23 protein-coding genes and 1 pseudogene are annotated in these 26,422 nt (G+C 41.1%); 16 read left to right on the top strand and 8 right to left on the bottom strand.

Annotated elements, in window-relative coordinates; all coding sequences use genetic code 11:
- The first annotated feature begins 58 nt into the window (after positions 1-58).
- Positions 59-1,060 carry a tRNA (adenosine(37)-N6)-threonylcarbamoyltransferase complex transferase subunit TsaD gene (gene tsaD, locus BUE31_RS27550; protein WP_073407101.1) on the top strand — a complete coding sequence of 334 codons (1,002 nt, stop codon included), beginning with the start codon at positions 59-61 and terminating at the stop codon, positions 1,058-1,060.
- 131 nt (positions 1,061-1,191) lie between these two features.
- Positions 1,192-1,362, top strand: a complete 171-nt coding sequence (locus BUE31_RS31205; protein ID WP_159440755.1) for a hypothetical protein — start codon at positions 1,192-1,194, stop codon at positions 1,360-1,362.
- 49 nt (positions 1,363-1,411) lie between these two features.
- Here the strand turns inward: BUE31_RS31205 and BUE31_RS27555 are convergent, their stop codons facing one another.
- Both BUE31_RS27555 and BUE31_RS27560 read right to left on the bottom strand, forming a co-directional pair.
- Positions 1,412-1,621, bottom strand: a complete 210-nt coding sequence (locus BUE31_RS27555) for a bacteriocin (RefSeq protein WP_083620426.1) — start codon at positions 1,619-1,621, stop codon at positions 1,412-1,414.
- 73 nt (positions 1,622-1,694) lie between these two features.
- Positions 1,695-3,344 carry a DUF6734 family protein gene (locus BUE31_RS27560; protein WP_073407103.1) on the bottom strand — a complete coding sequence of 550 codons (1,650 nt, stop codon included), beginning with the start codon at positions 3,342-3,344 and terminating at the stop codon, positions 1,695-1,697.
- 305 nt (positions 3,345-3,649) lie between these two features.
- On the opposite strand from BUE31_RS27560, the gene BUE31_RS27565 reads away from it, so the two are divergent.
- A complete protein-coding gene (locus BUE31_RS27565; protein ID WP_073407104.1) occupies positions 3,650-5,284 on the top strand; it encodes a M28 family peptidase in 1,635 nt (544 codons plus the stop codon).
- Between the two features lie 86 nt (positions 5,285-5,370).
- Complete coding sequence (locus tag BUE31_RS27570; RefSeq protein WP_073407105.1) at positions 5,371-6,564, top strand: threonine synthase; 1,194 nt, start codon at positions 5,371-5,373, stop codon at positions 6,562-6,564.
- 171 nt (positions 6,565-6,735) lie between these two features.
- On the opposite strand, the gene BUE31_RS27575 is transcribed toward BUE31_RS27570, so the two are convergent.
- Positions 6,736-9,132, bottom strand: a complete 2,397-nt coding sequence (locus BUE31_RS27575) for a M1 family metallopeptidase (protein ID WP_073407106.1) — start codon at positions 9,130-9,132, stop codon at positions 6,736-6,738.
- A gap of 336 nt (positions 9,133-9,468) precedes the next feature.
- The gene (locus BUE31_RS27580) at positions 9,469-10,047 is read right to left on the bottom strand and encodes a HupE/UreJ family protein (RefSeq protein ID WP_073407107.1); all 579 of its coding nucleotides are present in this window, start codon (positions 10,045-10,047) and stop codon (positions 9,469-9,471) included.
- A gap of 141 nt (positions 10,048-10,188) precedes the next feature.
- Between BUE31_RS27580 and BUE31_RS27585 the strand changes: the two genes are divergently transcribed.
- The 4 genes from BUE31_RS27585 (at position 10,189) to BUE31_RS27600 (ending at position 12,982) form a co-directional block, all read left to right on the top strand.
- Positions 10,189-10,638: a DUF6702 family protein gene (locus BUE31_RS27585; RefSeq protein WP_143167287.1), complete on the top strand. Its 450-nt coding sequence runs from the start codon at positions 10,189-10,191 to the stop codon at positions 10,636-10,638.
- A gap of 19 nt (positions 10,639-10,657) precedes the next feature.
- Complete coding sequence (locus BUE31_RS27590) at positions 10,658-11,233, top strand: Crp/Fnr family transcriptional regulator (protein WP_073407109.1); 576 nt, start codon at positions 10,658-10,660, stop codon at positions 11,231-11,233.
- Between the two features lie 63 nt (positions 11,234-11,296).
- Complete coding sequence (locus BUE31_RS27595; RefSeq protein WP_073407110.1) at positions 11,297-11,707, top strand: DUF4267 domain-containing protein; 411 nt, start codon at positions 11,297-11,299, stop codon at positions 11,705-11,707.
- A gap of 177 nt (positions 11,708-11,884) precedes the next feature.
- Entirely contained in the window at positions 11,885-12,982 is a 1,098-nt protein-coding gene (locus BUE31_RS27600; RefSeq protein WP_083620428.1) for a Kelch repeat-containing protein, read from the top strand.
- A 28-nt stretch (positions 12,983-13,010) separates the two neighbouring features.
- Here BUE31_RS27600 and BUE31_RS27605 read toward each other — a convergent pair whose 3' ends face one another.
- Together BUE31_RS27605 and BUE31_RS27610 are read right to left on the bottom strand one after the other, a co-directional pair.
- A complete protein-coding gene (locus BUE31_RS27605) occupies positions 13,011-13,694 on the bottom strand; it encodes a hypothetical protein (protein WP_073407112.1) in 684 nt (227 codons plus the stop codon).
- A 295-nt stretch (positions 13,695-13,989) separates the two neighbouring features.
- The gene (locus BUE31_RS27610) at positions 13,990-14,964 is read right to left on the bottom strand and encodes a hypothetical protein (protein WP_073407113.1); all 975 of its coding nucleotides are present in this window, start codon (positions 14,962-14,964) and stop codon (positions 13,990-13,992) included.
- Between the two features lie 279 nt (positions 14,965-15,243).
- On the opposite strand from BUE31_RS27610, the gene BUE31_RS27615 reads away from it, so the two are divergent.
- The 4 genes from BUE31_RS27615 (at position 15,244) to BUE31_RS27630 (ending at position 19,448) form a co-directional block, all read left to right on the top strand.
- Positions 15,244-15,933, top strand: a complete 690-nt coding sequence (locus BUE31_RS27615) for a hypothetical protein (RefSeq protein ID WP_073407114.1) — start codon at positions 15,244-15,246, stop codon at positions 15,931-15,933.
- Between the two features lie 227 nt (positions 15,934-16,160).
- Positions 16,161-18,056, top strand: a complete 1,896-nt coding sequence (locus BUE31_RS27620) for a DNA topoisomerase IV subunit B (protein WP_073407115.1) — start codon at positions 16,161-16,163, stop codon at positions 18,054-18,056.
- Between the two features lie 164 nt (positions 18,057-18,220).
- Positions 18,221-18,721 carry a cytidine deaminase gene (locus tag BUE31_RS27625; RefSeq protein WP_073407116.1) on the top strand — a complete coding sequence of 167 codons (501 nt, stop codon included), beginning with the start codon at positions 18,221-18,223 and terminating at the stop codon, positions 18,719-18,721.
- Positions 18,722-18,788: 67 nt separating this feature from the next.
- Positions 18,789-19,448, top strand: a complete 660-nt coding sequence (locus tag BUE31_RS27630; RefSeq protein WP_073407117.1) for a GDSL-type esterase/lipase family protein — start codon at positions 18,789-18,791, stop codon at positions 19,446-19,448.
- Between the two features lie 146 nt (positions 19,449-19,594).
- On the opposite strand, the gene BUE31_RS27635 is transcribed toward BUE31_RS27630, so the two are convergent.
- Entirely contained in the window at positions 19,595-20,020 is a 426-nt protein-coding gene (locus tag BUE31_RS27635) for a nuclear transport factor 2 family protein (RefSeq protein WP_073407118.1), read from the bottom strand.
- A 193-nt stretch (positions 20,021-20,213) separates the two neighbouring features.
- Between BUE31_RS27635 and BUE31_RS27640 the strand changes: the two genes are divergently transcribed.
- The 4 genes and pseudogenes from BUE31_RS27640 (at position 20,214) to BUE31_RS27660 (ending at position 24,870) form a co-directional block, all read left to right on the top strand.
- Positions 20,214-20,723 carry a YdeI/OmpD-associated family protein gene (locus BUE31_RS27640; protein ID WP_073407119.1) on the top strand — a complete coding sequence of 170 codons (510 nt, stop codon included), beginning with the start codon at positions 20,214-20,216 and terminating at the stop codon, positions 20,721-20,723.
- Between the two features lie 82 nt (positions 20,724-20,805).
- Positions 20,806-21,182 (top strand): annotated as a pseudogene (locus BUE31_RS31740) (GxxExxY protein).
- Positions 21,183-21,358: 176 nt separating this feature from the next.
- Positions 21,359-24,199, top strand: a complete 2,841-nt coding sequence (locus BUE31_RS27650) for a DNA gyrase/topoisomerase IV subunit A (protein ID WP_073407120.1) — start codon at positions 21,359-21,361, stop codon at positions 24,197-24,199.
- Positions 24,200-24,621: 422 nt separating this feature from the next.
- Positions 24,622-24,870, top strand: a complete 249-nt coding sequence (locus BUE31_RS27660) for a hypothetical protein (RefSeq protein WP_073407122.1) — start codon at positions 24,622-24,624, stop codon at positions 24,868-24,870.
- Positions 24,871-24,890: 20 nt separating this feature from the next.
- On the opposite strand, the gene BUE31_RS27665 is transcribed toward BUE31_RS27660, so the two are convergent.
- On the bottom strand, positions 24,891-26,288 hold the full coding sequence (locus BUE31_RS27665; protein ID WP_073407123.1) for a voltage-gated chloride channel family protein: 1,398 nt from the start codon (positions 26,286-26,288) through the stop codon (positions 24,891-24,893).
- Positions 26,289-26,422 lie beyond the last annotated feature (134 nt).

Here is a 26,422-nt window from a genome sequence, read left to right on the forward strand (position 1 = left end):
TCATTCATTTTAAATTCACTAAATCAGTAATTCACTAATTCAATAATTGATTAAATACATGCCAGTAATATTAGGAATCGAATCTTCATGTGATGAAACCTCTGCATCTGTTTGTGTTGATGGTGAGATACTAAGCAATGTTATTGCCAATCAAACCATACACGAAGCATACGGAGGCGTTGTCCCTGAGCTTGCCTCAAGGGTTCATCAGCAAAATATTGTTCCTGCCGTTCAACAAGCACTGTTAAACGCAAAAGTAAGTAAAAATGCGGTGGATGCCGTAGCTTTTACACGCGGCCCCGGACTTTTAGGCTCGCTGCTGGTTGGCGTATCATTTGCAAAGGCTTTTGCTTTGGCAAAAAACATCCCGCTTATTGATATAAACCACATGCAGGCGCATGTACTGGCACATTTTATCGGCGATAATAAACCATCGTTCCCGTTTTTATGTTTAACGGTATCTGGCGGACATACCCAAATAGTTTTGGTGAAAGACTATTTTGATATGGAAGTGATAGGCCAAACACTTGATGATGCCGCCGGCGAGGCGATGGATAAAACCAGCAAGATTTTAGGCTTGCCTTACCCGGGTGGTCCGTTGATTGATAAATATGCACGCCTTGGTAATCCTGATGCCTATAAATTCCCTGAACCCCAGATTCCCGGCTATAACTTTAGTTTTAGCGGGTTAAAAACATCTATCCTTTATTTTATCAGGGATAATGTTGCGGCTAATCCCGATTTTATACAGCAAAATTTAAATGATATTTGTGCATCAGTTGAAAAACGGATAGCTACCATCCTGTTAAATAAGCTAAGCAAGGCTGCGCAGGCTTATGGCATAAAAGATATTGCTTTGGCAGGAGGCGTATCGGCCAATACAGGTTTAAGGCAGGGCTTACTTGCTTTGGGCGAAAAAAATGGCTGGCGCTGTTTTATCCCCAAACTGGAGTATTGTACTGATAACGCCGCTATGATAGCCATAGCCGGATATTATAAATTTTTAAAAGGCGAATTTGTAGGGCAGGAAGTAACGCCGCTGGCAAGGATGCCAATGTAGCTTATAGTTGATGGTTCGTAGTTCATGGTAGCTGCAGCGAATGATAGTTATACGGTGAATTTTAAAATACAAAACCCTCAACTCCGGCTATGAACCATGAACCATGAACTATTAACCATGAACTAAAAGAAATGAACATTCCATCACTTATATTCTGGGCGGTTTTTGTACTGCCGTTTGTTGCGTTTTTAATATGGCTTATGCGGCAGGACAAGCGTAAAGGCAAAACAGGCCTTATAGTTTTAGCTATTATGGTTGTAGGCTGTATTGCTTATATGTATTGGAAAACCAAAGGGCAATAAAAAAGGTGCGTTTTACTAAAACGCACCTTTTTACATGACTTAACAAAAATCAGGCACAATACAGGAAAGATCCGTGACCTGCCGCCATGCAATAAGCAGGTGCGCAACCAATTGGTTGCTGGCCGTTAGGAAACGGATTAGTAGTAGAAGAACAATAGGTTTGTTGTAAAGTACCCCCGGTAATTTGTTTTAATTCCTTTTTCGTTAACTCATTCATCAGGCTTAGTTTGCCTGAAGGTTTAGGTTGCTTTTTCATCATGTATTAAGTTTATAATTGGTTAATTAAATGTATGCAGATATTTATTAATATACAAATGTTATTTAACCAATAGCTAAGAATTAATTTTAACGGAACCTGCATATAACATCCCCTTAATTGTATTTATAATCAATTGTTTAAATGATAAATAGTTTTCCTCTATTTCTTCTGAGGAAAAATATTGTTTCATTTCAGGTAATATATCACCAATAGTAAAGGGCTCTTTAATAGTATCAAAAATAATCATGTCCAGCTCATCTAAATAGTATTCCTTAACATTATGCTGTAATTCATCTGGCAATAGCAATACAGGCTGAGCAGACTTCGCCTCGCTAAAATTTCTTTCTATAAGTGCATGAACCTGTTCTTTGTAATCAAGTTTCCAGTGCCATTTTGTCTTGAGCAATTTATAGTGTTCGGGCCTGTTTATTTTGATTTTCAGCAGCTCAGTTTCCGGCAATGAAAATATTTCCTGGATCTGTTTATAGGATTTAATCCCCTCCTTATAAAGCTTTGTTACGGCAGCCTGGTTGGCATATAGTTTTTTTAATAAAGAATTGGTTGTTGATTCCAGCCTGAATATTTCCAGTAAGCAATCGCGTTCCGGATTATGAGGCAGCAATAGTTTTGCCTGTTTTATAAATTCGTTTCGGCTTATGTTGGGTTTAAGGCCTGAAAGTTTATTAAGCGGATATTTTTTATTTAAATAATCTATAGCGGCATTTGTGCGATCAAATAATGGTTCAGCTTTTTTTACCGCTCCTGGTTTTTCTGCTGCCAACGAGGGCAACCGATCCAGCTTAAGTAAAGGAGAAACGTATATGGCCGACCGCATATTTGCACCTCCCGACCGCAACATATTAATTATCCGGTAATAGTATTCAGGATAATCGCTCCTTAGTTTTTTTGCAACATGATCACATACGTGCGGGTATTTTTTAAAGCCGCCAACAGGGTGTACCATTTGCACATGCGGATAGTCTTCAAATTTAATATAATCCTTAAATAGAGGGTTATCAACCATTTTTCCATAGTAACTAATGGGAATCTTTGCTACGGCTGCAAGCTGACAAAAAAGGTATTGTTCAAAAATAAAGTTCAGGCTGCCGGTATTTACCTTAGTAAGGCCGGCTTTGTTTTCGTCAATAAATTTAAAAGCCTGTTCACAATAGGTTTTAAAAAAAATCAGATCGCTTCCACCCAGTAAACCAGCGTTGCTGCCATAAAGATCTTTATGCTCATAGTTTGCTTTTAACAGTGGTGATGGGATGTAAGTAAATTGTTCGTTTATCCCGTTTAATGTACTCAGATAAAATTCCAGGTTTTTATCAAGATTCTGGGCTGCCAGGCGCGAACTAAGAAATGCTTCATCCGGCTTTTGCCAGATAAAAACATCCCCATCCAAGTGAAGAAAAGGTTCTGTTTGAATACTATAGGTGTAAATTTTGGCCAGCGCCCATAAGGCAGGATGGTAATGATCAAGTGTTCCCTCTAATTCAGTAGATACAGTTGAATAAGGTAACTGCAGCCGGTCAATTAAAATCTCTTTTCCTTTTAAATCGGTTACCAGGTTAACTTCTCCAAAAATAGCTTTGGCCTGCAAACAGCTTAATGCCCAGCTCATCCAATGATACTCGCATGAGAGCCATCCGGCTTTCATGCTTACCAGGTTTTCAGTATTTGTGTTGGATGGGCCGGTCCAAAAGGTTTGAAGGATTCTCATAACACGATTAAAGGATTATATGGATTGACAGGATTTAGGGTTTATTAACTGACAAGATAAGATTTTTAACACGATTTAAAGATTATATAGATTTACAGGATAGGATTGATTTAGGGTTATTTGAATAACAAGATAAGCTAATTTTTAATGTGCTTTTAATCCTGTCAATCTATATAATCCTTTAATCGTGTCTAATTGGGTTATTCCATCAATTGTGTTACAATTAGCTATAAACTTGCAGGGAATACGCATAGTTAATAACTTGTGCGCTATTATTAACTGGTATAATTAATCTTATCATAGCAATGATCAGAATTTGCAAAACGCTGTTATCTATTTTATTTATATCCCTGGTGCGAACAGGTTTTGCACAGCAAATTAAAGTAAGCCCAGAGGTTGAGCAGGCGTTAAACAAAGTTGATACTGCACAATTTAAGGCTGATATTGCTTACCTGGCCGATGATAAGCTAAAAGGTCGCGGCCCCGGTACCGAAGGGTACCAGATGGCTGTTGATTACGTGGTGAGCCGTTTAAAAAGCCTTGGCGTTAAGCCCGCGGGCGAAAATAATACCTGGCTGCAGGAAGTGAAACTGCGCAAAGCCACAACCGGCACTATTAACGTTTCTTTAAGCGGACAGGCCAACCCCGAACTGTTGAAACCATGGGTTGATTATGCTATACTGCCCAATCCTTCAAAACCGGATGTTAGCCTGGGTGCGCCGCTTGCTTTTGCCGGCTATGGCACAAGCGAACCCTCATTAAATTATGATGATTATGCCGGGATTGACGTAAAAGGCAAAGTAGTACTGGTAATGCGCGGTGCTCCTGACAAATTCTCGTCATCGGTAATGTCGCATACCATGAATCCTACTACTATACTGAAAACTGCTGCGGAGCATGGCGCTGTTGGGGTTATCATCTGCTCAGCAGATTCAACCTCGCGACTGAGCGGTGCTAAGGGTGGAATGTATAGTGTAATAGGAAAAGATGGTTCGGTGGTTATTTCAAGGACTTATTATTCTGACCAGGTTAAATTACTTGGCCTTTTTAACTATAAAACGTTTAACGGCCTGGTACAGCTGGCTGGTAAAACTATCCCGGCATTACTGGCGCAGCTAAAGGGCGGTCAGCCGGCTTCATTTACGATAAACGCTAATGTTAAGATCTCTTATACATCTACCTACCAGGATATTTTAAGCTATAATGTGATTGGTAAAATTGAGGGGAGCGACCCTAAGTTGAAGCATGAGTATGTTGTGCATAGTGCACATTTAGATCACCTGGGCATAGGTAAACCAGTTGAAGGCGACTCTATTTATAATGGTGCACATGATAATGCATCGGGTGTGGCCAGCGTATTGGCTATAGCGGGTATTTATAAAGATCTAAAACAAAAGCCAAAGCGTTCCATCCTTACCGTGTTGCTAACCGGCGAGGAACTGGGCGACCTGGGCTCGGGCTATTTTGCTGCCCACCCTACTGTACCGGTTAAAAGTATAGTGGCCGATGTAAATACGGATATGCCTACTATTATTGCCCCGTTGCTTTCAGTAACAGCTTTAGGAGCCGAACATTCGTCGTTGGCCAAACAGGTTGATGAGGCCGCCGGGTACCTTGGACTTGGCGTGGAGCCTGATCCCGAGCCAAAGCAGGTGCGTTTTGTACGCAGCGATCAATACAGCTTTGTGGTAAACGGGATCCCCGCTCTGCATATAAAGTATGGGAGCAAAACAGCCGACGGTAAAAATAACCTGAATGAGTTTGTAGCTAAATGGCGCGCAAAATATTACCATAAACCGCAGGATGATATAAACGGGATCTTTGATTTTTCCGCCGGAAAAAAATACGCGCAGCTTAATTTTCTGATTGGTTACCTGGTAGCTCAGGACAATGAAAGACCAACATGGAATGCGGGCGATATATTTGCGGTTAGAGATTAGCGACCAGAGGTTAGAGATCAGGAAGAATTATTGAACAATCAAAAGTTAAGGCAACGAATTCAACGTTTTACAGGTATAAATAAATAATGATAAGTGATATTGATACGGAAACAGGTTCCCTTATAACAAACTTAACGTGCCCCGAGTGCGGTGCCATACATAGTGCTGCGGTTATAAATACAGTTTGCGTAAATGAAGCATGCAGATCAACCTTGTTTGCGAAATACAATTTGAGCAGGAGCATAAACAAGTCAATTCTGGCGGGTCGTCCGGCTACTATGTGGCGTTATAAGGAGTTTTTACCGGTTATTGAAGAAAAAAATATTGTTACACTGGGCGAAGGCTTTACCCCAATAATACCTATTGAAAACCTCAGGCAATTTATAGGCGATAATGAGGTTTTCTGGAAGGATGAATCAGGCAATCCTACGGGTTCATTTAAGGCGAGGGGTATAAGCGCAGCAGTATCCAAAGCAAAAGAGTTAGGGATTGATACAATTGCCACGCCAACAGCGGGTAATGCAGGCGGTGCCCTGGCAGCTTATGCTGCCAGAGCCGCCATTAGGGCTATTGTTTATATGCCCAAACAAACCCCGAAAGTTTTTAAGGATGAATGCCGTTTATACGGTGCAGAACTGGTTGAAATAGACGGCAACATCAGCGATTGCGGCAGGCTGGTAAATGAGCTGGCCCTTGTACACGGCTGGTTCCAGGTATCAACCTTAAAAGAGCCATACCGCCTTGAAGGTAAGAAAACCATGGGTTATGAAATTGCGGAACAGTTTAACTGGCAACTACCTGACGTGATACTTTATCCTACCGGGGGCGGTACCGGCCTGATAGGCATGTGGAAGGCTTTTGATGAGCTGGAACGATTAGGCTGGATAGGCAGCAAACGCCCGCGCATGGTTGCCGTACAATCACAAAGCTGTGATGGGATTGTGAAAGCTTTTAATGCAGGCCACCATGTTTCAGAATTTGCAGACGGTGGCTTTACTATAGCCAACGGCCTGCGTGTACCAAAGCCTTATGCAGATAAAGTGATATTGCGTGTGCTGCGCGAAACCAATGGCGCAGCAATTACCATAAGCGATGAAGAAATGGGCAGCGCCCTAAAAGAGATAGCCCGCAACGAAGGCATGCTGATAGCCCCCGAAGGCGCAGCATTATGGCAAGCCTTTAAAAAGCTGAAAGCCACTAACTGGATAAAGCCCGGAGAAAAGGTGCTGATGATAAATACAGGGAGCGGGTATAAGTATTTGGAGAATATTGAACTATGATTTTTAGGATGGAAGGATTTTAGGATTACCTGTCTATTGAGAATGACAGGTAGATTAGCTTCTTCCTAAATCCTAAAAATCCTTTCATCCTATAAATCTTAGTCAAAAAAATCCGCTAACCACATTAAAGCGATTAGCGGATCTTGTAAACAGGCCTGGTTTGAAATTATCTTATTTGCTGCCCGAAACCTGCATTGGGTTTACACCCACAGACTGGCCACGCGCGGCACCTCCGTTAACTTTTTGTTTAAAGATAGAAAACTTTGATGGTTCAGGCAATTTTCCCCAATAGTTATTGCTTTCGTCAATATCAGCTGTTTCGCGCATCGGGTCTAACTTAATTGAAGCTACTTCCTTATCCTGCACATAGAATTTTGATACGTGCTTTTCATTCAGGCGCCAGATCTGAGCCGGGATGCGGTCGATAGACTTGGTTCCATCAGCATAAGTGAATTCAACGATTATCGGCATCACCAAACCGCCTTTATTGCTAAAATCAAGCTGATAAAAGTATTTACCGGCATATTTGGTTTTATCCTCATCGGTCATCGCGTCGGCAGTAGCGGCGTTGCCCTGCTTGGCTGCAAGATCCTTAGTCAGATAGTTAAATTTAGTGGTATCAACAGTAGTAAGTCCGCGATCATATTTGTAATAAAAATCATGAACTGAAGTGTCCTTATCTACGTAAAAACTAATGTTTTTATCCCCGCGGTTACGGATCTTTGAAATATCATCAAACGCATTAACAGCCGGGGCGTCAACTTTAGTTGCTCTCCTGTTAAACTGTGGCGCATTTCCGTTCAGGTCAGCCTTTGCAACTTTAACTGAATCGAGTGAAATATCAACAGCATCGGTTCCGTAAAACCAGCCTCTCCAAAACCAATCCAGGTTTTCGCCGCTGGCATCGCCCATGGTGCGGAAGAAATCTGCCGGGGTAGGGTGTTTAAATTCCCAGCGCCTGGCGTACTGTTTAAACGCATAATCAAATAACTGGCGACCCATAATGGTTTCGCGCAAAATATTAAGCGCAGTTGCCGGTTTGGTATAAGCATTTGGCCCAAACCGTACAATGTTTTCAGAGTTGGTCATTATCGGCTCCAGCTCATTCTTTGGCAGCTTCATATAATCAACAATAGTATAGGCAGCTCCTTTTTTGCTTGGATATTTATTGTCCCAAAGCTCTTCGGCAAGGTATTCCATAAATGAGTTTAAGCCTTCATCCATCCAGGTCCACTGGCGCTCATCACTGTTAACGATCATCGGGAAGAAATTGTGACCAACCTCGTGGATAATTACGCCTATCATCCCATTTTTGGTACTCTCGCTATAAGTGCCATCCTTTTCGGTACGACCGTAGTTAAAGCAGATCATCGGGTACTCCATTCCGTTTGCTGCCTCAACACTTTGTGCAACAGGGTAAGGGAAAGGGAATGTAAAGCTTGAATATGATTTTACAGTATGTGCAACCAGCTTGGTTGAAAACTTACGGTATAAAGAGTAAGCCTCTTTTCCATAATAGCTCATGCACATTACGGTTTTGCCTTCAACTTTCTGGCCCATTCCGTCCCAAATAAATTTGCGGGATGATCCCCATGCAAAATCGCGCACGTTAGTAGCCTGGAAAACCCAGGTCTTTTTAGCTGAGCTTGGTGCAGCTTCAGCTTTCTTAGCCTCATCAAGCGTAACAATTTCTACAGGTTCAGCTGCAGATTTTGCTTTGGTATAACGTGCCAGCTGTGTTGGGTTTAAAATGGCTGCATAGTTAATACATTCGCCTGTAGCGCCAATTACGTGGTCGGCCGGAACCGTCATTTGTACTTTATAGTTACCAAAGGTTAAGGCAAATTCGCCCCTGCCGGTAAACTGGTGATTTTGCCATCCTTGGAAATCGCTGTAAACGCATAAGCGCGGATACCACTGCGTCATGGTGAACAGATAATTGCCATCGCCGGGGAAGTATTCGTAACCACCGCGACCACCAATAGTCATCCTGTCAGAGATCTTGTAGTTCCATTTTACGGTGAATATCATTTTCGCGCCTGGTTTTAGAGAGGCAGGCAGATCCATCCGCAGCATGGTTTTATTAATAATGTAAGGGATGCTTTTGCCTAATGCATCGGTAATGCTCATTATCTTATCGCCATAGCCATTGTCAGCATCTGATTTTGCGGCCCTGTCAAGCTGCAGCGTTCCTGCCCCACGCGGCATGGTTGAGCTCTGCTGGTAATTGGCATTGTCAAAATTGTTGTGCTGGTTCTCATCCAGTTGCAGCCAGATATAATCAAGCGGATCGGGCGAGTTGTTGTAATAGGTAATGGTTTCTGAACCCGTAAGTTTCAGGTTTTTTTCGTCCAGATCGCATTTAATGTCGTAATCTGCACGTTGCTGCCAGTATTTGGCTCCGGGCGCACCGCTCGCGGTACGTTGTTCATTGGGTGTATTTAAAATGGTACCCAATTGCTCAAACTTATTGCCATGGTTACTGGAAGGATTATTCTGAATATCCTGCGCCTTAACAAACCCGGCAATAGTGAACGTGAAAAACAGTGAAGTAAAAACTTTTTTCATTGTCAGTTAATAGTTAATTATTATTTATAAGATCAGTTTTTCTTTTAAATCCCAAAGTCGGTAAAGTCCGGAAGTCCGAAAGAACTTATGGGTTTACTTAACATCCGGGGTTGCGTTGAGCCTCACCTTTAGGGGAAAGGTTTTTAGCTTCGCGCTTTGCCATTCAGGGCTTTCATAGCAATTCAATAAATCCGAAATCGAAAATCCGACTTCCGAAATTATACATTAGCCCCCTCTAAATCTCCCCCGGTAGGGGAGACTTTAGCTTCGCGCTTTGCCATTCAGGGCTTTCATAGCAATTCAATAAATCCGAAATCGAACATCCGACTTCCGAAATCAAAACGGAATTCTTTCCAAAGCCATTTTTAAAGATAACGCAAATACACCAGCCGAAAGGAAAAAGGTCCAGTCGCGCCTTTTAACTTTAAAAATGTTTAAGAACAATATGCCTATTATTAATATAATGGCAACAACAAATATCTGCCCTGCTTCTAATCCCACATTAAAACCAAACAGGCCGAGGCCAATACTTTGATCTTTTGCCAGCATTATGCGGATAGCGTTGGCAAAACCCATTCCGTGAATAAGGCCGAAACACAATGCAAGGTAATAATTTATCTGTGCACTTTTACCTTTACTATCCAGCTGAAATATATTGTTTAATGCAGTAATAAATATAGTGCATGGAATTAAAAATTCAACCCATTTGCTCGAAAACCGGATCACATCATACACGCTTAGCGCAAGCGTTAATGAATGCCCTATGGTAAACGCGGTTACCAGTATCAGCACCCGCTTTATATCGCGGATAGCATAAACACACGCAAGGGCCAAAATAAACAATTGATGATCAAGGGCATCGGCGCTTATAATATGCTGCCAGCCCATTTTAAAATAAAAAGCAAAGTCGGACATTGCGAACTAACCGTATTAAGCACTAAATTTAAGGCGTTTTTTTAACTATAAAAATCAGGGTACGCTATGTGGGCATTTATTTATCAACCGCTATTATATTGTTACATAATTTTATGCGCAGGGCTTCCTGTAAAACACGCAGTGAAGGCTTTTCATCCTATCCATGTAAGCACAACAAATATCAGTTACAACAACCAGGATAACAAGCTGGAAGTAATCTGCACCATTTTTACTGACGATTTTGAAGCTGCGCTTGTAAAACAATATCACACAAAAACAGATTTAAATAAAGCCGAGATGCACGCCGCGATGGATGTGCTTGTGAAAAAGTATATCATTAGTAACTTGCAAATTAAAACAGGCGCTGCGCCTTTGAATTTAAATTATGTTGGCTTCGAGATAAACAAAGAGGCTACGGATGTTTATTTTGAATCGGACAAGATTCCCGTTGTTAAAAAAATCGACACGGATGTAAGCCTGCTGCATAACCTGTTTGACGACCAGATAAACATTGTACATATTACAGTGAACGGTGTAAGAAAAAGTGAAAAACTGGACTACCCTGCTAAGCGGGTTGAACAGGTGTTTTAATGAAGGGTAATATTTCTCAATGGAACTTCTTTTAAATTCAATCCGCAGCTATATCCCGCTTTCAATTGAGGATGAGAAAGTTGTAAGGCAGCTATTCCGTAAAAAGGAATTGAACAAAGGCGATCACTTGCTGGAGGCAGGCAATATATGCCGGTACCTGGCATTTATTGAAACCGGGCTTGTTCGCTATTATATAAACCAGGATGGCGATGAAAAAACGAATTACTTTAATAAAGAAGGTGAATTTGTTTGCGATTACCAGAGCTTCCTGCCTAAAATTCCGTCGTTTGTAAACATCCAGGCACTTGAAGATACCGTTATGGATGTCATCAGCTTTGATGATCTGCAGCAATTTTATAAAGAAGTTAAATATGGAGAGCGGTTCGGCCGTTTAGGTATTGAACAGGTATTCTTAAATGTAATTAACCAGGTGGGGTCCATGTATACTGATTCACCTGATATCCGGTATCAAAAGTTTATCACTAATTTTTCTGATATAGGGCAGCGGATCCCTCAATATTATATTGCATCGTATGTGGGTATTAAGCCGCAATCATTAAGCCGCATCCGCAAACGGATTGCAGGCTTGCATTAATTAACCCAGGTGAATGAACAGGAATTATTTGTTGCTGAATTTTGTTTTATAAATTAAAAACAAATGAAAACAACAAATGAAATTACACAATGGGGTACCCGCTCGGTATCTTTTTGGCTAACATTGCTGATTGCAGCAGGAATTATTTTTGTAGGCGCACGGTTTATAATTAACCCGGCCGGGGGGGCAGCTGGTTTTGGGATCCCATTTTCAAACACGGCAGACTATGCCTACGGCAGGATAAAAGGGATTCGCGATATGTTTTCTGGCATGGTGCTTTTACCGCTTTTATGGCTGCGGATGCGCAGGGCTGTTGCATATGTATTTACATCTGCCATTGTAGTGCCTGCGGCAGATTGTTTAATAGTGCTTGCTACCAATGGCCCTGGAGATGTGCCACACATGCTAATCCATGGTGGAACTGCCGTGTTTATGGTTTTTGTAAGTGTTTTGCTTTTCAGGCATAAACAATGATCTGCCAGCTATAAACTATCAAATGTTAGTAAAACTTAATACATTTATTTTATGATTATTGTATCGAAACCACCGGTTTAACCGTAACCTGTAATAGAAGCAATTGTTCCATCGTTATAAATATACCTATTGGTGCATAACAGGAATATTTTTAGAAGCTTTAATATATTTAGGTTTATGAAAAAAATAACTCTACTAATTTGTGCCGCTTTTTTGGTTACAACCATTAATTCTTGTTCAAAAAAAGGCATGCCCAATCCAACCGATCCGGACCCCGGATTTACTAACATAATTTATAACGGCGCGTCAAACTTTTCAGTTGCAAGGAGCGGCCTGGCAGGTGCAGGCACTGATGGCAGTATCTTTTTTGGCGGCGGAACTACCGATAACGGTACCACGATATCAAATGCAGTTGATGTTTATAATACAATACAAGGGCTTTGGTATACAGGTGCATTAAGCAAAGCGCGTTACCAGCTTACAGCAACGAGCACTTATAGTAAGATAATATTTGCAGGTGGGCATGACAGCACCTCATATTCAAAAGTTGTTGACATATATGACCTGATTAAAAACAGGTGGACCCCTACTGCACAACTAAGTGAGGCCCGTGAAGGGCTTGCCGCTGCATCGATAGGTGATATAGCTGTTTTTGCAGGTGGTAAAGGAACAAGCGGCGTCTCAAAAACAGTCGATATTTATGATGCATCAACCAACAAATGGACAACCGCGGCGCTTAGTCTTGCACGCACCGGGCTGGTTGCCGCAACTGCCGGAACCAAAATTCTGTTTGCCGGCGGCGTGGATGGTAATGGTGTGCCGCAAAAAACAGTTGATATTTATGATATCAGTACTAAAACGTGGTCTGTAACGGCCATGGGTACAGAAAGAAGCCGTTTCGCCGGAGCCGGAGCAGCAAATAAAATTGTGTTTGCGGGCGGTGATACCAATACCAATGGACGCGTTAAAACTGCGGATATTTATGATGTTAAAACTAATGTGTGGACTACTTCCCAACTTTCGGAAGGAAGAGAAGACCTTACAGCTGTGGGCATTCCTAATAAAATTGTATTTGCAGGTGGTTATAATGGCACAGGTCTCTCAACCACTGCTGACATTTATGATGTAAAAAACGGAACATGGACTAACCTTACAATAAACCAGGGAAGGATCTTAATGGCCGGGGCAAGCTCTGACAATTTTATTCTTTTTGCCGGAGGCAAGGACGTTACCGGGGCATCAAAAGTTGTTAACTTTTTTAGCTTGTCGAACTAAAGATTGGTTCAGAGGATAGAAGGATTGCTTAGATTTTTTTATCCTCTGCCATTTTCTTTTTAATATACTGGATCAAATCATAGTCTGTAGCTTTTTGTACCATTTTAAAAGTGGGCCGGTACTTTATCATAAAATTATCCAACGTAGTATCCTTGTAGCCTGTTATGCGGGTAACAAGGGTTTTAGTAAAGCGCCGGTTTACCAAACTGCTTTTGTAATCACTTGTTAGTGTGCGCTGTAACTTGCGCGCATCATTACCTTCTTTACAAACCGCGCTCCATATTTTATCAATATTATCCGGGCCAATTATATTGCTTTTATCACCAATACGATAGATCTCTTTATAATCTTTTTTATTTTTTGCGTAAGTTTCTTCGATAGTAATAGGTGAGCTCTTAATCAAGACCTCCTTAAGTATTAAAGGATTCTTTTTTAATTGAATAATAAAAAACGGTTGATCAGTTACAAGTAACGTATCTTTAATATAATCCTCTTTTGAGCTTATTAAAGTATCTCCGGCTTTGGCCTGAATGGTAAATTCGCCCCTGTCATTACTGATGATTTGTGTATGGAGATTGACGTTTTTTATAACAACACCACTTTGCCGCATAGCGTTAAAGGTAACCAAACCTGGAATTGTCCTGTTCTGGCCAATGGCGTAAAAGCAAATGAAAAAATTAAAGGTTAATGTTAAAAAGGCTGCTTTCTTCATGAATAATGAAAGGGTTCACAGATAACAATATCGTGATTAATTCAGCCGTAAAATGGGAGCGTAAGTTAACGTTTGTTAATAAATAGTGTTACTTTTTATTTGCAATAGCCAGAGCTGTTGCTTTTCCATCTTTTACGCCAATTTTATAAAGATCCATACAAATGTGGCCCAGGAACATTCCTATAGCTACCATTAATATCCTTAATTTTAATTTAGACCTGTTTTGCATGATTGATAAAATTGAAATACAGTATATTGATCAATAACCGGCTTAAATGTTACAGGAATAAATCAATTACTTTTTAATCCCTGTTACATTTAAAATTACGATACTGTTATGAGGGATGCCAAGTGTTTTGCCAGGCGTTATATCAAGGTAAGCTTTAAGGTATCCATCGGTGATGCCTTTCATAGCATCATCGTTGGCTTTTTTAAACTCGGGGTAAGTAAATGTCAGCGTTTTGCGAAAGGTAATATTCCCTTTTTCGTCAACATACGCCGAGTAAGAGTAATAAAAATCGGCATAGGCTTTGTGGATGGTGATATTATATGTTGGCGAAAGATAGTCGTCAAATCCCATCCCGCCGTTAACATCGCCGTCGGGGGTTACTTCTTTTTTAATCGTAATTAATGGTGTCTTCGGCGTTAAAACTGCTGGCTCAGTACCTGCAAAAGCGCTTTCGAGGGTGTTTTGTGCCTTTAAAATTTTAGCTTTAATGTAAGCGGTATCCTTGCTACTGGGTTTCAGCATGTTTGCCGTATCTGCATGAAGTACATTTTTAATATAATCATTGGTATAAAAGGTCATGTAAACATGCGTTTTTTCCTCCTGTATTACATTGTTGTGCACATGCAGCACCATAAACTGAATACTATCCTTTTTAATGTATTTTAATTTGAGCCATGCCCACGCTACGTTGTAAACAGAATCATGATCAAATATTACGGGGGTATTCAAAAATCTTTTTTTTCTGGGACTATAAATATTTACCGAATCAGTAGAAGGGAACGAAATGCGCCATTCGGGTACCAACTGATAGCCAACTGCACTAAATGACAGTCCGTTATCAAACGTTCGCTTTACTTCTGTATAACGAATTCCCTGAATGCTTTTTAACAGGGCCTTTGATTTAACCATATCAACCTTTCTTTTTGCTTCAAACTGTACCCGTTCCGGTACGTGTGGCTTACAGGAGGTGATGAATAATAAAAAAGCAAGAAGCAAACCTTGTGAAAAAATCGTAAAACTTATATGGATGGATCTGTTCATATTAATTAGCAGAAGCTTTAAAAAGCGCTAAAATAGTAAAAAAGAGGCTGATTGGGTTTAAAGGCTTGATTAAGTTGATTGCGTTTTGCCCTAAAACAGGTGAAATTCAAAAATCAGGACAATGCAATATTTCCTAAACTAATCCAACTCCACATGAGCCTTGGTTTAATGCTCATGTATTAATAATATGTTAAATGTTTATTTTTTAAATTTATATTTTAATTTTGTTATTATTATCCCTGATTAATTGTTACTTAATACTATTGTTTGCCCTGTGTGATGGAAATTGTTTTGAAACAAATTAAGGAAATATTAGTTGCCGGAATACTTATGCTTTGTATTGCGCCGGTTTTTGCGCAGGTAAAACATACAATTGCACAGGTAAAGCATCCGGCTGGTGCAAAGGCCCCAGCTGCGGTTGCTAAGCGCCCTGTAAGCGGTCAGCTTGCTGAATTTATTCATTTAGCTGCAGAGGCTAATGTTACATTTACATTTCCAAAAGGATTTAAAGAAATAAAAGCCCCGGATAACGATTTTTTTTCGTTTGATTACGCCATGACCCTTCCCGGCAAGGATTTTGAGATCTGGCTGCAGGTAAAATCACAAAGAGAAAATTGGGCCAGCTATGAAAAATCAAAAGATACGCCCAATGCCGAACTGGCAAACCCTGATTCTACCTATGTTTCATTAGGAGAGGCCCATGCTGCGGCATTTACAGGTGATACCAAGCCTTTTATGAAGATCATTCCTCCTGAGGTATTAGCCAGGTATAATGCTGATGCCGGGAAATCATATCTTTTAACCCTGCCCGATCTGCCTGCAACCAAACGTTACAAATACGCCCTGCTTATTACCCTTCAAAAAAACCATACCGGGATTATTATGGCGGTTTGTTTTACAAATGAAAAAGACCCTGAGTTTTTTAAAAACATGGATAGGGCAAGTAACTGTCTTAAGTTTAAGCAGTAGCCGTAAGTAGGATGATTGGCGATATGGGCGTATGCGATACGCCCGTACCAAAATATAAATTGTAGGGGCGTATCGCATACGCACTAATGAATAATCAGGCAATTGTTAATAAGTTAAAACATTTGAGCGGTGAGTTCAATGGGTAAATATTATTTTTGTCCGATAGACTTGTTTTGATTTATAAAAACGGTCTTCCTTTTCCCTTAATTTAATTATATAGAATTTAAATGGCAGAAGCTGTAACTTATAGTGATGATAGTATCCGTTCGCTGGATTGGAAAGAGCATATCCGCTTACGGCCCGGGATGTATATTGGTAAGCTTGGTGATGGATCGGCTTATGATGATGGTGTTTATGTTTTGCTGAAGGAGATAGTTGATAACTCTATTGACGAGTTTGTTATGGGTGCCGGTAAAACCATTGAGATCAGCATGAGCGACCATAAGGTATCTGTACGCGATTACGGGCGGGGCATCCCGCTGGGTAAGGTTATTGATTGCGTATCAAAAATAAATACAGGTGGTAAGTATGATAGCAAGGCCTTCCAAAAATCCGTAGGATTGAACGGTGTAGGTACAAAGGCGGTAAACGCATTATCAAACTCTTTTATCGTACAGTCCTATCGTGACGGGCGTACCAAGCTGGCTGAGTTTGCAAAAGGCGAACTGGTGCGTGATGAGCCGGAAAAGGAAACCACCCAACGAAATGGAACAGCTATAAATTTTTTGCCTGACGATACCATCTTCAGGCATTACCGCTTTATCCCGGAGTTTGTTGATAGCATGATCTGGAATTATGTGTTCCTTAATTCAGGCCTTACCATAAACTTTAACACCCAGAAATACTTTTCGGAACGGGGGCTTTATGACCTGTTAACAAAAAATACCGATGCCGAAAATATCCGTTACCCCATTATCCATTTAAAAGGCGAGGATATTGAAATAGCCATGACCCACGGGCAGCAATACGGCGAAGAGTATTACTCGTTTGTTAACGGACAAAATACCACGCAGGGTGGTACCCACCAGGCGGCATTTCGCGAGGCGGTGGTAAAAACCATCCGCGAATTTTATAAAAAAGAGTTTGATGCTTCGGATGTGCGCGCGTCAATAGTAGCGGCTGTTGCCATTAAGGTACAGGAGCCGGTATTTGAATCGCAAACAAAAACAAAGCTGGGCTCACAAAATATTGGTCCGGATGGGCCTTCAGTGCGCGGCTTTATAAATGATTTTGTTAAAAACCAGCTGGATAACTATCTGCATAAAAATCCGTCGGCAGCCGATGCCTTGCTAAAACGCATTATGCAGTCGGAGCGGGAACGCAAGGATATTGCAGGGATTAAAAAACTGGCAAACGAACGCGCTAAAAAAGCATCGCTGCATAACCGCAAGCTGCGCGATTGTAAGGCGCATTTTGACGAACCACATGAGCGTAAGCAGGAAACAACCTTGTTTATAACAGAAGGTGACTCTGCCAGCGGATCGATCACCAAATCGCGCGATGTGATGACGCAGGCTGTTTTCAGCTTAAAGGGTAAACCGTTAAACTGCTTCGGGCTGACCAAAAAAGTGGTTTACGAAAATGAGGAATTCAACCTGCTGCAACATGCGCTGAACATTGAAGATGGCTTGGATGATTTACGCTACAATAACATTGTAATAGCAACCGATGCAGATGTGGACGGGATGCACATCAGGCTATTGCTGATGACCTTCTTCCTGCAGTTTTTCCCCGACCTGGTAAAAGCCGGGCATGTATTTATTTTGCAAACACCATTGTTCCGCGTTCGTAATAAAAAAGAGACCATTTATTGCTACAGTGATGAAGAGCGCCGTAATGCCATAGCCAAACTGGGTGTTAAGCCGGAAATAACCCGATTTAAAGGATTAGGCGAGATCTCGCCTGATGAATTTGGCCTATTTATAGGTAAAGATATCCGCCTTGACCCGGTTATATTGAAAGATGCCAATATAAAAGCCCTGCTTGAATACTTTATGGGTAAAAACACACCAACCCGCCAGCAGCACATTATCAATAACCTGAGGGTTGAAAAAGATGATGAAAGTATTAACCCGTTAATTGCCGAGGATGCGGAGAGTATAGAGTTGCCGGTAGCTGTGTGACCCTTTCTTGTCATTGCGAGGTACGAAGCAATCGCATGCTATACAGAGCGGTTAGAAAATTGTAAAACTTGCATAGTTCGCGATTGCTTCATACCTAGCAATGACAATTATTTGCAAATTATTCCTTACCTTGTATCCCCCCATATTTTCAGGGGATATAAAAGATGACAGAGCACCAAATAGAAATAGCCTTTAAAGAATACAATACTTTAACAGAGCTTAACGAAACCGATCATGACCTATGCCTTGAGGCGGTTAAAGCAATGGAAGGCTCACATTCACCTTATTCAAAATTCAGGGTGGGGGCTGCACTGCGGCTGCAAAGTGGTAAAATTATTTATGGCAGCAACCAGGAAAATGTTGCTTATCCTTCCGGCTTATGCGCTGAGCGGGTTGCCTTATTTTATTGGGGCGCAAATCACTCTGATGACCCTATAGAAGCCATGGCGGTAACCGCAAGCACAGATGAATTTGAAATTTTGCAGCCCGTTACCTCATGCGGCTCGTGCCTGCAGGTTTTAGCCGAATACGAAAAAAAACAAAACAAGCCGATAGAAATTATCTTATTCTGTAACAACGGCCCTGTTTGGGTAATGAACGGGGTGGATAGCTTTTTGCCCTTTTTGTTTTTTGAGAAAAGGCTGAATGTAGAGGTGAAAGGCTAAACGTAAAAGGCATGTGACAAAACTTACGAAGTTTTATAAACTTCGTAAGTTTGAAGATAACCAATTTATGAAAGCAAAGTTAATATTACTTTTCCTAACCCTTTGTATCGGCAGCCGATTACATGCGCAAACAGGTTTTCCGTTCGATAACGAGATCAGGGCATTTAAACATCAGGATAGCCTGAAATTTCCACCTAAAAATGGGATCCTGTTTATCGGCAGCTCATCAATCCGTAAATGGACTGACCTGGAGCAGCGCTTTGCCAATAAGCCCATCATCAGGCGTGGCGTAGGAGGTTGCGAACTTTGGCAGTTGGTTGATTATTATACGCCTTACATATTGTTCCCTTATCAGCCCCGCAAAATTTTTATTTACGCAGGCGAAAATGACATTGCAGCGGGTAAAACCGGTAAGTTTGTTTTTGATGAATTTCAAAAACTCTGGAAAATGATCAACAAAAAGCTGCCTGATGCTACTATTTATTTTATGTCGGTAAAGCCAAGCCCCAGCCGGGCAAAGTTTATTAACGAGGTTGAAATTGCCAACAAACTGATAAAAAATTACCTTAACAATAAGCCTAACAGCACTTATATTGATTTAGGCACTGTGCTGGATACACCCGGAAATACTACGGTTGATAACTCGTTATTTGAGCCAGATTTGCTGCACCTGAATAGCAAAGGGTATGATAAATGGCAGAAGGTTTTGGAGCCTTATGTTAAGTGATTAGAGACTGGAGATCAGGGATTAGTTGGGGAAAGAGATTAGGAAGAAAACAGCGGGAAGTCGAAAAAAAGAAATTGCACATAAAAAAGGCTCCAACCACGGAGCCTTTTACTAACAAACTATTTAACTAAACCTAAAACTTATTCTTATTTAAAAACGCTGTACACATTGGTGATCTTCCAGCCGTTGCCGGTGTTTGCAATAGTTACATAATTGTTGCGTACAAAGTCGTCATACTTCATAGTAACTTTTACAATGGTTACATTGGCATTGCTTTCAACAATTGAAGTACTGGTTGTGCAAACTTGCTCGATGTCTTTATTGCTTTTGAAAAAATCAAGCATTGCACTTCTGCTGAAGCTAATTACTGTTTTACCCCGCAGCATGTTAAATTCAACTGTTTTGTCTAAAACGTCATTTAGTCCGGCTAATTTACCGCGGGTCATGGCGTCTATATAAGTATTAATAGCGTAATTTGCGGTTAATTTATCGTGGCTAATATTATTCGCTTTTGCTGCACCGCATACTACCAGCAGCACTAACCCCAGCATAATTGATTTTAAAGTTTTCATAATATTGTAATTTAAGTTGTGATTATTTATTTGACTATAAGACACAGCAATGTTTTGAATAGTTACAGTTCTTTTTAGTTTTAACAAACATTTAACAAAGCGGCCTTTTTTGGTTATTATTAAGCGGTAAAAAGGCCTTTATTTTAATCACAGAGTAACATTGATGGCTTTTGATTAAAAATTTTAAAATAGCATGATAACGTTTAGTACCATTATTTTACAATTTGCGGAGCAGGGCGAAAAAACCGGCTGGAGCTACATTGAAATACCTGCTGATATTGCGCAGCAATTAAAACCGGGCAACAAAAAATCATTCAGGGTAAGGGGGATGCTTGATGGCCTTGCCGTAAACGGTATGGCGTTAATGCCTATGGGTAATGGTGTTTTTATTATGGCGCTTAAAGCCGAAGTAAGGAAGGCTTTGCATAAAAACAGCGGGGCTATGCTGCAGGTAAGCTTAGAGGAAGATAAAGATTACAAAGTTGAGCTGCCCGATGATTTGAAGGAATGCTTTGAATTTGAGCCTGAAGCTTCCGACTTTTTTAATGGCCTGGCAAAATCACACCGTGACTATTTTATAAAATGGATAAACGGCGCCAAAACCAGCGAAACACGAGCCAAACGCATAATAAATACCGTTAATGCCATGTTGCGCAAATGGGATTACGGCCAAATGCTGAGGGAGATGAAAGGGGAGAGGTGATGTGCGGATGAATAAGGTCGATATTCATATCGTTTTTTAACCACAGAGGCCACTAAGAACACACAGAGAGACAGAGATTAAAATGCAAATAGAGAATGATTTAGCAACTGAAGTTATAGGAGCATCTATAACTGTTCACAAGACTTTAGGCCCAGGTTTATTGGAATCGGCTTATAAAGAATTTCTTTTTTATGAATTGTTTAAAAAGGGTTTATATGTAGAAAAGGAAAAACCTTTACACTGGTATATAAAGAAATTAGAATGGATTGCGGGTACCGGCTTGATATAGTGGTTGAGAATAAACTGATAGTGGAAATTAAAGCAGTTGAGAATTTAGCCGACATTCATTTAGCACAAGTATTAACCTATCTAAAAGTTTCAGGTTGTAAATTAGGTTTACTAATAAACTTTAATGTGTTAATGCTAAAAGACGGTGTCAGGCGCGTAATAAAAACATAAATCTTATCGCTCAAAAAACTCAGTGCTCTCCGTGTCTTCTCTGCATCTCCGTGTTAAAAAACTAACCAGCTAACACCATTGTTAAAAATTAATAATGTGTTTAAAAATCGGCACATCCAAAATCCGCACATCTGTACATTATCCCTATCTTTACCCTTTATATTTTTTAGCTAATAATGAGTGAAGATTTAAACCAAGACGAGATACCTGCAAATAGCGAAGAAAAACTACACAACGTTACCTCACTCGATGGATTGTACGAAAACTGGTTCCTGGATTATGCATCGTATGTAATTCTTGACCGTGCCGTTCCGCATATAAATGATGGTTTAAAACCAGTGCAGCGCCGCATCCTCCATTCCCTTAAGGAGATGGACGACGGGCGTTTTAACAAGGCCGCCAACGTAATAGGCAATACCATGAAGTATCACCCGCATGGTGACGCTTCTATTGGTGACGCCATGGTGCAGATAGGCCAAAAAAACCTGCTGATTGACTGCCAGGGAAACTGGGGCGACCCGGTGACCGGCGACTCGGCAGCTGCCCCGCGTTATATTGAGGCCCGTCTTTCAAAATTTGCACTCGAAGTTGTTTTTAACCCGGATACTACCGACTGGCAAGCCAGCTATGATGGCCGTAACCGCGAACCCATAACATTGCCCGTTAAGTTTCCATTATTGCTTGCACAAGGTGCTGATGGGATTGCAGTAGGTTTGGCCACCAAGATAATGCCTCATAATTTTATTGAGCTGATAGATGCATCTATTGAGGTGCTGAAAGGCAACCTGCCAAACCTGATGCCGGATTTCCCGACTGGCGGTATGGCTGATGCTTCGGCTTATAATGACGGTCAGCGGGGTGGTAAGGTAAGGATCCGCGCAAAAATAGAGGAGCGTGATAAAAAGACGTTGGCTATAACTGAAATTCCGTTCAGCACAACTACCGGTGGCTTAATGGAAAGCATTGTAGCGGCAAACGAAAAAGGCAAGATCAAGATCAAGAAGATAGAAGATAATACGTCAAGCAGCGTGGAAATTGTGGTGCATCTGGCGCCCGGTATCTCGCCCGATGTTACTATTGATGCCCTTTATGCCTTTACCGATTGCGAGGTTTCCATCTCGCCAAATACCTGCGTAATACAGCATGATAAGCCACGCTTTATGAGTGTGAATGACATGCTTACCGAAAGCACGCATTACACCCGCCAGCTGCTGAAAATGGAGCTGGAGATCAGGCTGAAAGAGCTGATGGAAAAGATCTTCTTCAGCTCATTGCTTAAGATCTTTATCCAGGAGGGGATGTACAAGCATCCTGACTATGAAACCTCCAACAATTTTGAAATGGTGCTTGAAGTTTTGAACCGGTTATTTGAGCCATTCTTTCCGTCGTTTTACCGGACTATAGTTCCCGAAGATTATAAGAAGCTTATTGATAAACCGATGAGCAGCATCACCCGTTTTGATGTAAAGAAAACGGATGAGCAGATAAAGGGCCTGGAGGCTGAAATAAAAGAGGTAAAACATCACCTAAAACATTTAACTGACTATACCATTGCCTGGTTCCTGAAACTGAAGGAAAAATATGGCAAAGGCCGCGAACGTAAAACCGAGCTACGCACTTTTGATAGGGTAGAAGCGGCCCAGGTGGCATTGGCAAATGCCAAGTTGTATGTTAACCGCGTTGATGGTTTTATAGGAACCGGCTTAAAGAAGGACGAATTTGTAACCGACTGTTCAGATATTGACGAGATTATTGTATTCAGGGAAGATGGACGCTGTTTGATCACCAAGATCCAGGATAAGGTTTTTGTGGGCAAGGAAATTATCCACGTAGCCGTATTTAAAAAGAACGACGAGCGTACCGTTTATAACATGATCTACAAAGACGGGCAGAGCGGGGTAAGCTACATTAAACGTTTCTCGGTTGTAGGCGTTACCCGGGATAAGGAATACGATTTAACCAAGGGTACCAAAGGAAGCCGGTCGTTATATTTTAGTGCCAACCCTAATGGCGAAGCAGAAATTGTTAACGTACAGTTGAAGCCGCATAGTAAGCTCAAAAAGCTACAGTTTGACGAGGACTTTGCAGCACTGGCCATAAAAGGCCGGGGTTCAATGGGGAATATCATTACTAAATACCCGGTCAAAAAGATCATTCTGAAAAGCAAAGGTGTTTCAACTTTAGCCGGAAGAAAGATCTGGTATGATGATATTTTAAAACGCTTAAATGCTGATGGCCGTGGTAAATACCTGGGCGAATTTGATGGCGATGACAGGATCTTAACCGTACTTAGCAACGGGATCTACGAACTGACCAGTTTTGACCTGAACAATCACTTTGATGATAAAATGATCATTATCGAAAAGTATGATGCTGCAAAAGTTTATTCGGCTATCCATATTGATGGTAAATCGAAAAACTACATGGTAAAACGGTTTGTGTTTGATAACCTTGCCATAGGTAAACAGGTAAGCATAATCAGCGATGAGAATGGTTCGAAACTGTTACTGATCTCTGGCGCTTCGCAGCCGGTTGTAAAGGTTGAGCAGCTAAGAGGCAAAGAACAGACACCGGAAACGCTTGAGGTTGATCTTTCTACTGTGATTGATGTTAAGGGGATGAAGGCAATGGGTAACCGCTTATCGCAGCAGGTTATAAAAGCTGTTGAGCTGATTGCTGAAATTGAACCTGAAGTGATCGTTGATGAAGCAGGCGATACAGATGATGAAACGGATGTAGCTGAGGCAGAGGTTGTGATCGCTGATGAGGCGGGTAGTCTAGATGATGAAACAGATGTAGCTGAAGTTGAGAAACCTGCAGTAAAAGTGCCTGAGAAGCCAGCTGATGTTAAGCCGGAACCTGTAAAGCCACCTGCCGAACAGCCTGCAAAACCAGCTGATCAATCGGTGGAATCATCCCAAAAATCAGTGGAATCACCCCCTAAAAAGATAGATTTTGAAATTACCAACCCCGATGACATAGACATGGATGATAAGGGGCAGCTTGGGCTATTCTAGTTTGAAAGTAATATGAGTTAAGGCATTTTATAATTTGGTTTATAAAATTTAAATTGCTTTATAAATTAAGCCCGCTATGGTATTGACAATTGCGCTGATAATAATTACAGTTTTTTTATTTGCAATGCCCATATGGGCACTTATTGTACTTATAAGATATTTTAGTAAGGGTAAGGCAATTCGCAAATTTTCCAAGCGCGATTTAATAGTGATTGTTTTGGGTGTATTGTCAATTATCATATACGTTTCTGCTAACGTGTATTACAAGCAGATGTAAGTACTGATGTCATGTTTTAGCGGCCAGGAATGTTTTTTTATCAGGCCTAAAAGGATAAGAAAAACAAAACCTCATTTAAAGGTTTTGTTTTTCTATTTTAAACCCAAGTACTTAATATTTAATTCTTAAACCTTAAATAACAATTATGAAAACTGATCTTTACACAAAAATTGTACTTACCGTTATAGCTGTTGCCTTGAGCGTAAACCTTATAAAGGGATTTATTACGCCTGCAAAAGCAGATAACAGGAAATTTGTTAATGTGCCGGTTAATGCCGACGGCAGTATTAATGTTAACATTAAAAAAAGCAGCGAAACTATGGAGGTTAAACTTGTTGATGTTGACAGCCGTGCTTTTTTTTATTCAGAGCCTATCCCGGTAAAAGTTAAGTAAGTAGAACAGACAGCTGCTTATTACTTGCTTTTTCGTTTTAAAGGGATATAATATTTCTTCAATTTTTCATACATGTATCCCCGCCGTTTAGTGGCATCGGAAACAGATTCGTCTCCCGGGAAATCGTCATCCAATATTTTCGGGACCGCTATGCGTTGTGAACTGTAAATACCTGAATTGCCGCTAAAGAAATAAGCGGTAAAACAGGCAACTGCAAATAACAGGGCGTGCTCACCACCAAATAATTCAATGCCCATAAAGGTACAGGCCAGCGGGGTATTGGTTGCTCCGGCAAACACAGCAATAAAGCCCAGGGCGGCAAACAGGCCAACGGGAGCGTTTAATAAAGCCGATAAGGTATTGCCTAAAGTTGCTCCAATGTAGAACAAAGGCGTAACCTCGCCACCTTTAAAGCCTGTTGCAAGGGTAACTGTTGTATATATGGTTTTCCAGAGCCAGCTCCAGGTATCCGCTCCACCTGCATTAAAGGCTGAAGGGATAGTTACAGCTCCATGATATTCGGCATCAACACCCAGGCCCAGGTAATCGGGCTTGCCATTAAGGAAGGTGAGGCCGATGATTACAAGTCCGCCAAATACGGGGATCATCCAGTTATGTTTAAACAGCTTAAGGCAAATGCTTTTTATTTCGTGCACCATTCCCGCAAAAAGAAAGCTGGCGAGCCCAAAAATTGCGGATGCAATAATTACTTTACCCAGCAAAAACAAATCGAAATGCAGGTAATCGCTTATCAAGCCGGGAGTGTGTGGTATTAGTGCAATATGATATTGTGTATGGTTAACGTGCCATGCGCCAACTGTTATATCGCCAACTACTGCCGCTACTAAAGCCGGAAGCAATGCATCGTATTTTATCCGGCCAATGGTTAAAACTTCCATGGCAAATATTGCCCCGGTAACCGGCGTGCCAAATACGGCCCCGAAGCCAGCTGCTATTCCTGCGGTAAGGATCAGTCGCGTATCCGGTCCGTTTAATTTAAACCATTTGCCAAACATGGCGGCAATGCTGCCGCCTATCTGTACAGCTGTGCCTTCACGCCCGGCTGAGCCGCCAAATAAATGTGTTATTATGGTAGTGAATAAAATAACCGGCGCCATTTTCCGGGGTACGCCTGCGCCTTCCTCATGAATTTGGTCTATTATCAGGTTGTTACCTTTTTCGGAAGATTTGCCAACGGTTTGATAAATAAAATGAATGAGCAAGCCGGCTAACGGCAGCAGGAATAACAGCCATTTATGATCGAACCGGAAATGAGTGGCGGCAGTAAGAAGCCATAAAAAAAAAGCTACTACGCTGCCAATAGCTATTGCAACAGGGATGGTCATAATGGTCCAGCGAACCAGGTGCTTCACAATTGTAAAGTGTTCTTTAAAGGGGATAGGTCTGGTTTCAGTCATTATGATTTAATGGCTTTAGGTTTAACAAAAAGGAAGGTAATAAAAACCCGGCCGGATATTTCCGGGATTTGATTATTATTAGGTACAGAATTTAAATTTTTCACCCACAAACTTTATATCAACAAGCTTTATTG

Origin of the sequence: Mucilaginibacter sp. OK098, from assembly GCF_900142915.1 — a bacterium.
Classification (GTDB): Bacteria; Bacteroidota; Bacteroidia; order Sphingobacteriales; family Sphingobacteriaceae; genus Mucilaginibacter.

Bases quoted from the DNA above. Each gene is read 5' to 3' on its own strand.
- tsaD (WP_073407101.1), top strand. From the start codon at position 59: ATGCCAGTAATATTAGGAATCGAATCTTCATGTGATGAAACCTCTGCA.
- BUE31_RS31205 (WP_159440755.1), top strand. From the start codon at position 1,192: ATGAACATTCCATCACTTATATTCTGGGCGGTTTTTGTACTGCCGTTT.
- BUE31_RS27555 (WP_083620426.1), bottom strand. From the start codon at position 1,621: ATGATGAAAAAGCAACCTAAACCTTCAGGCAAACTAAGCCTGATGAAT.
- BUE31_RS27560 (WP_073407103.1), bottom strand. From the start codon at position 3,344: ATGAGAATCCTTCAAACCTTTTGGACCGGCCCATCCAACACAAATACT.
- BUE31_RS27565 (WP_073407104.1), top strand. From the start codon at position 3,650: ATGATCAGAATTTGCAAAACGCTGTTATCTATTTTATTTATATCCCTG.
- BUE31_RS27570 (WP_073407105.1), top strand. From the start codon at position 5,371: ATGATAAGTGATATTGATACGGAAACAGGTTCCCTTATAACAAACTTA.
- BUE31_RS27575 (WP_073407106.1), bottom strand. From the start codon at position 9,132: ATGAAAAAAGTTTTTACTTCACTGTTTTTCACGTTCACTATTGCCGGG.
- BUE31_RS27580 (WP_073407107.1), bottom strand. From the start codon at position 10,047: ATGTCCGACTTTGCTTTTTATTTTAAAATGGGCTGGCAGCATATTATA.
- BUE31_RS27590 (WP_073407109.1), top strand. From the start codon at position 10,658: ATGGAACTTCTTTTAAATTCAATCCGCAGCTATATCCCGCTTTCAATT.
- BUE31_RS27595 (WP_073407110.1), top strand. From the start codon at position 11,297: ATGAAAACAACAAATGAAATTACACAATGGGGTACCCGCTCGGTATCT.
- BUE31_RS27600 (WP_083620428.1), top strand. From the start codon at position 11,885: ATGAAAAAAATAACTCTACTAATTTGTGCCGCTTTTTTGGTTACAACC.
- BUE31_RS27605 (WP_073407112.1), bottom strand. From the start codon at position 13,694: ATGAAGAAAGCAGCCTTTTTAACATTAACCTTTAATTTTTTCATTTGC.
- BUE31_RS27610 (WP_073407113.1), bottom strand. From the start codon at position 14,964: ATGAACAGATCCATCCATATAAGTTTTACGATTTTTTCACAAGGTTTG.
- BUE31_RS27615 (WP_073407114.1), top strand. From the start codon at position 15,244: ATGGAAATTGTTTTGAAACAAATTAAGGAAATATTAGTTGCCGGAATA.
- BUE31_RS27620 (WP_073407115.1), top strand. From the start codon at position 16,161: ATGGCAGAAGCTGTAACTTATAGTGATGATAGTATCCGTTCGCTGGAT.
- BUE31_RS27625 (WP_073407116.1), top strand. From the start codon at position 18,221: ATGACAGAGCACCAAATAGAAATAGCCTTTAAAGAATACAATACTTTA.
- BUE31_RS27630 (WP_073407117.1), top strand. From the start codon at position 18,789: ATGAAAGCAAAGTTAATATTACTTTTCCTAACCCTTTGTATCGGCAGC.
- BUE31_RS27635 (WP_073407118.1), bottom strand. From the start codon at position 20,020: ATGAAAACTTTAAAATCAATTATGCTGGGGTTAGTGCTGCTGGTAGTA.
- BUE31_RS27640 (WP_073407119.1), top strand. From the start codon at position 20,214: ATGATAACGTTTAGTACCATTATTTTACAATTTGCGGAGCAGGGCGAA.
- BUE31_RS27650 (WP_073407120.1), top strand. From the start codon at position 21,359: ATGAGTGAAGATTTAAACCAAGACGAGATACCTGCAAATAGCGAAGAA.
- BUE31_RS27660 (WP_073407122.1), top strand. From the start codon at position 24,622: ATGAAAACTGATCTTTACACAAAAATTGTACTTACCGTTATAGCTGTT.
- BUE31_RS27665 (WP_073407123.1), bottom strand. From the start codon at position 26,288: ATGACTGAAACCAGACCTATCCCCTTTAAAGAACACTTTACAATTGTG.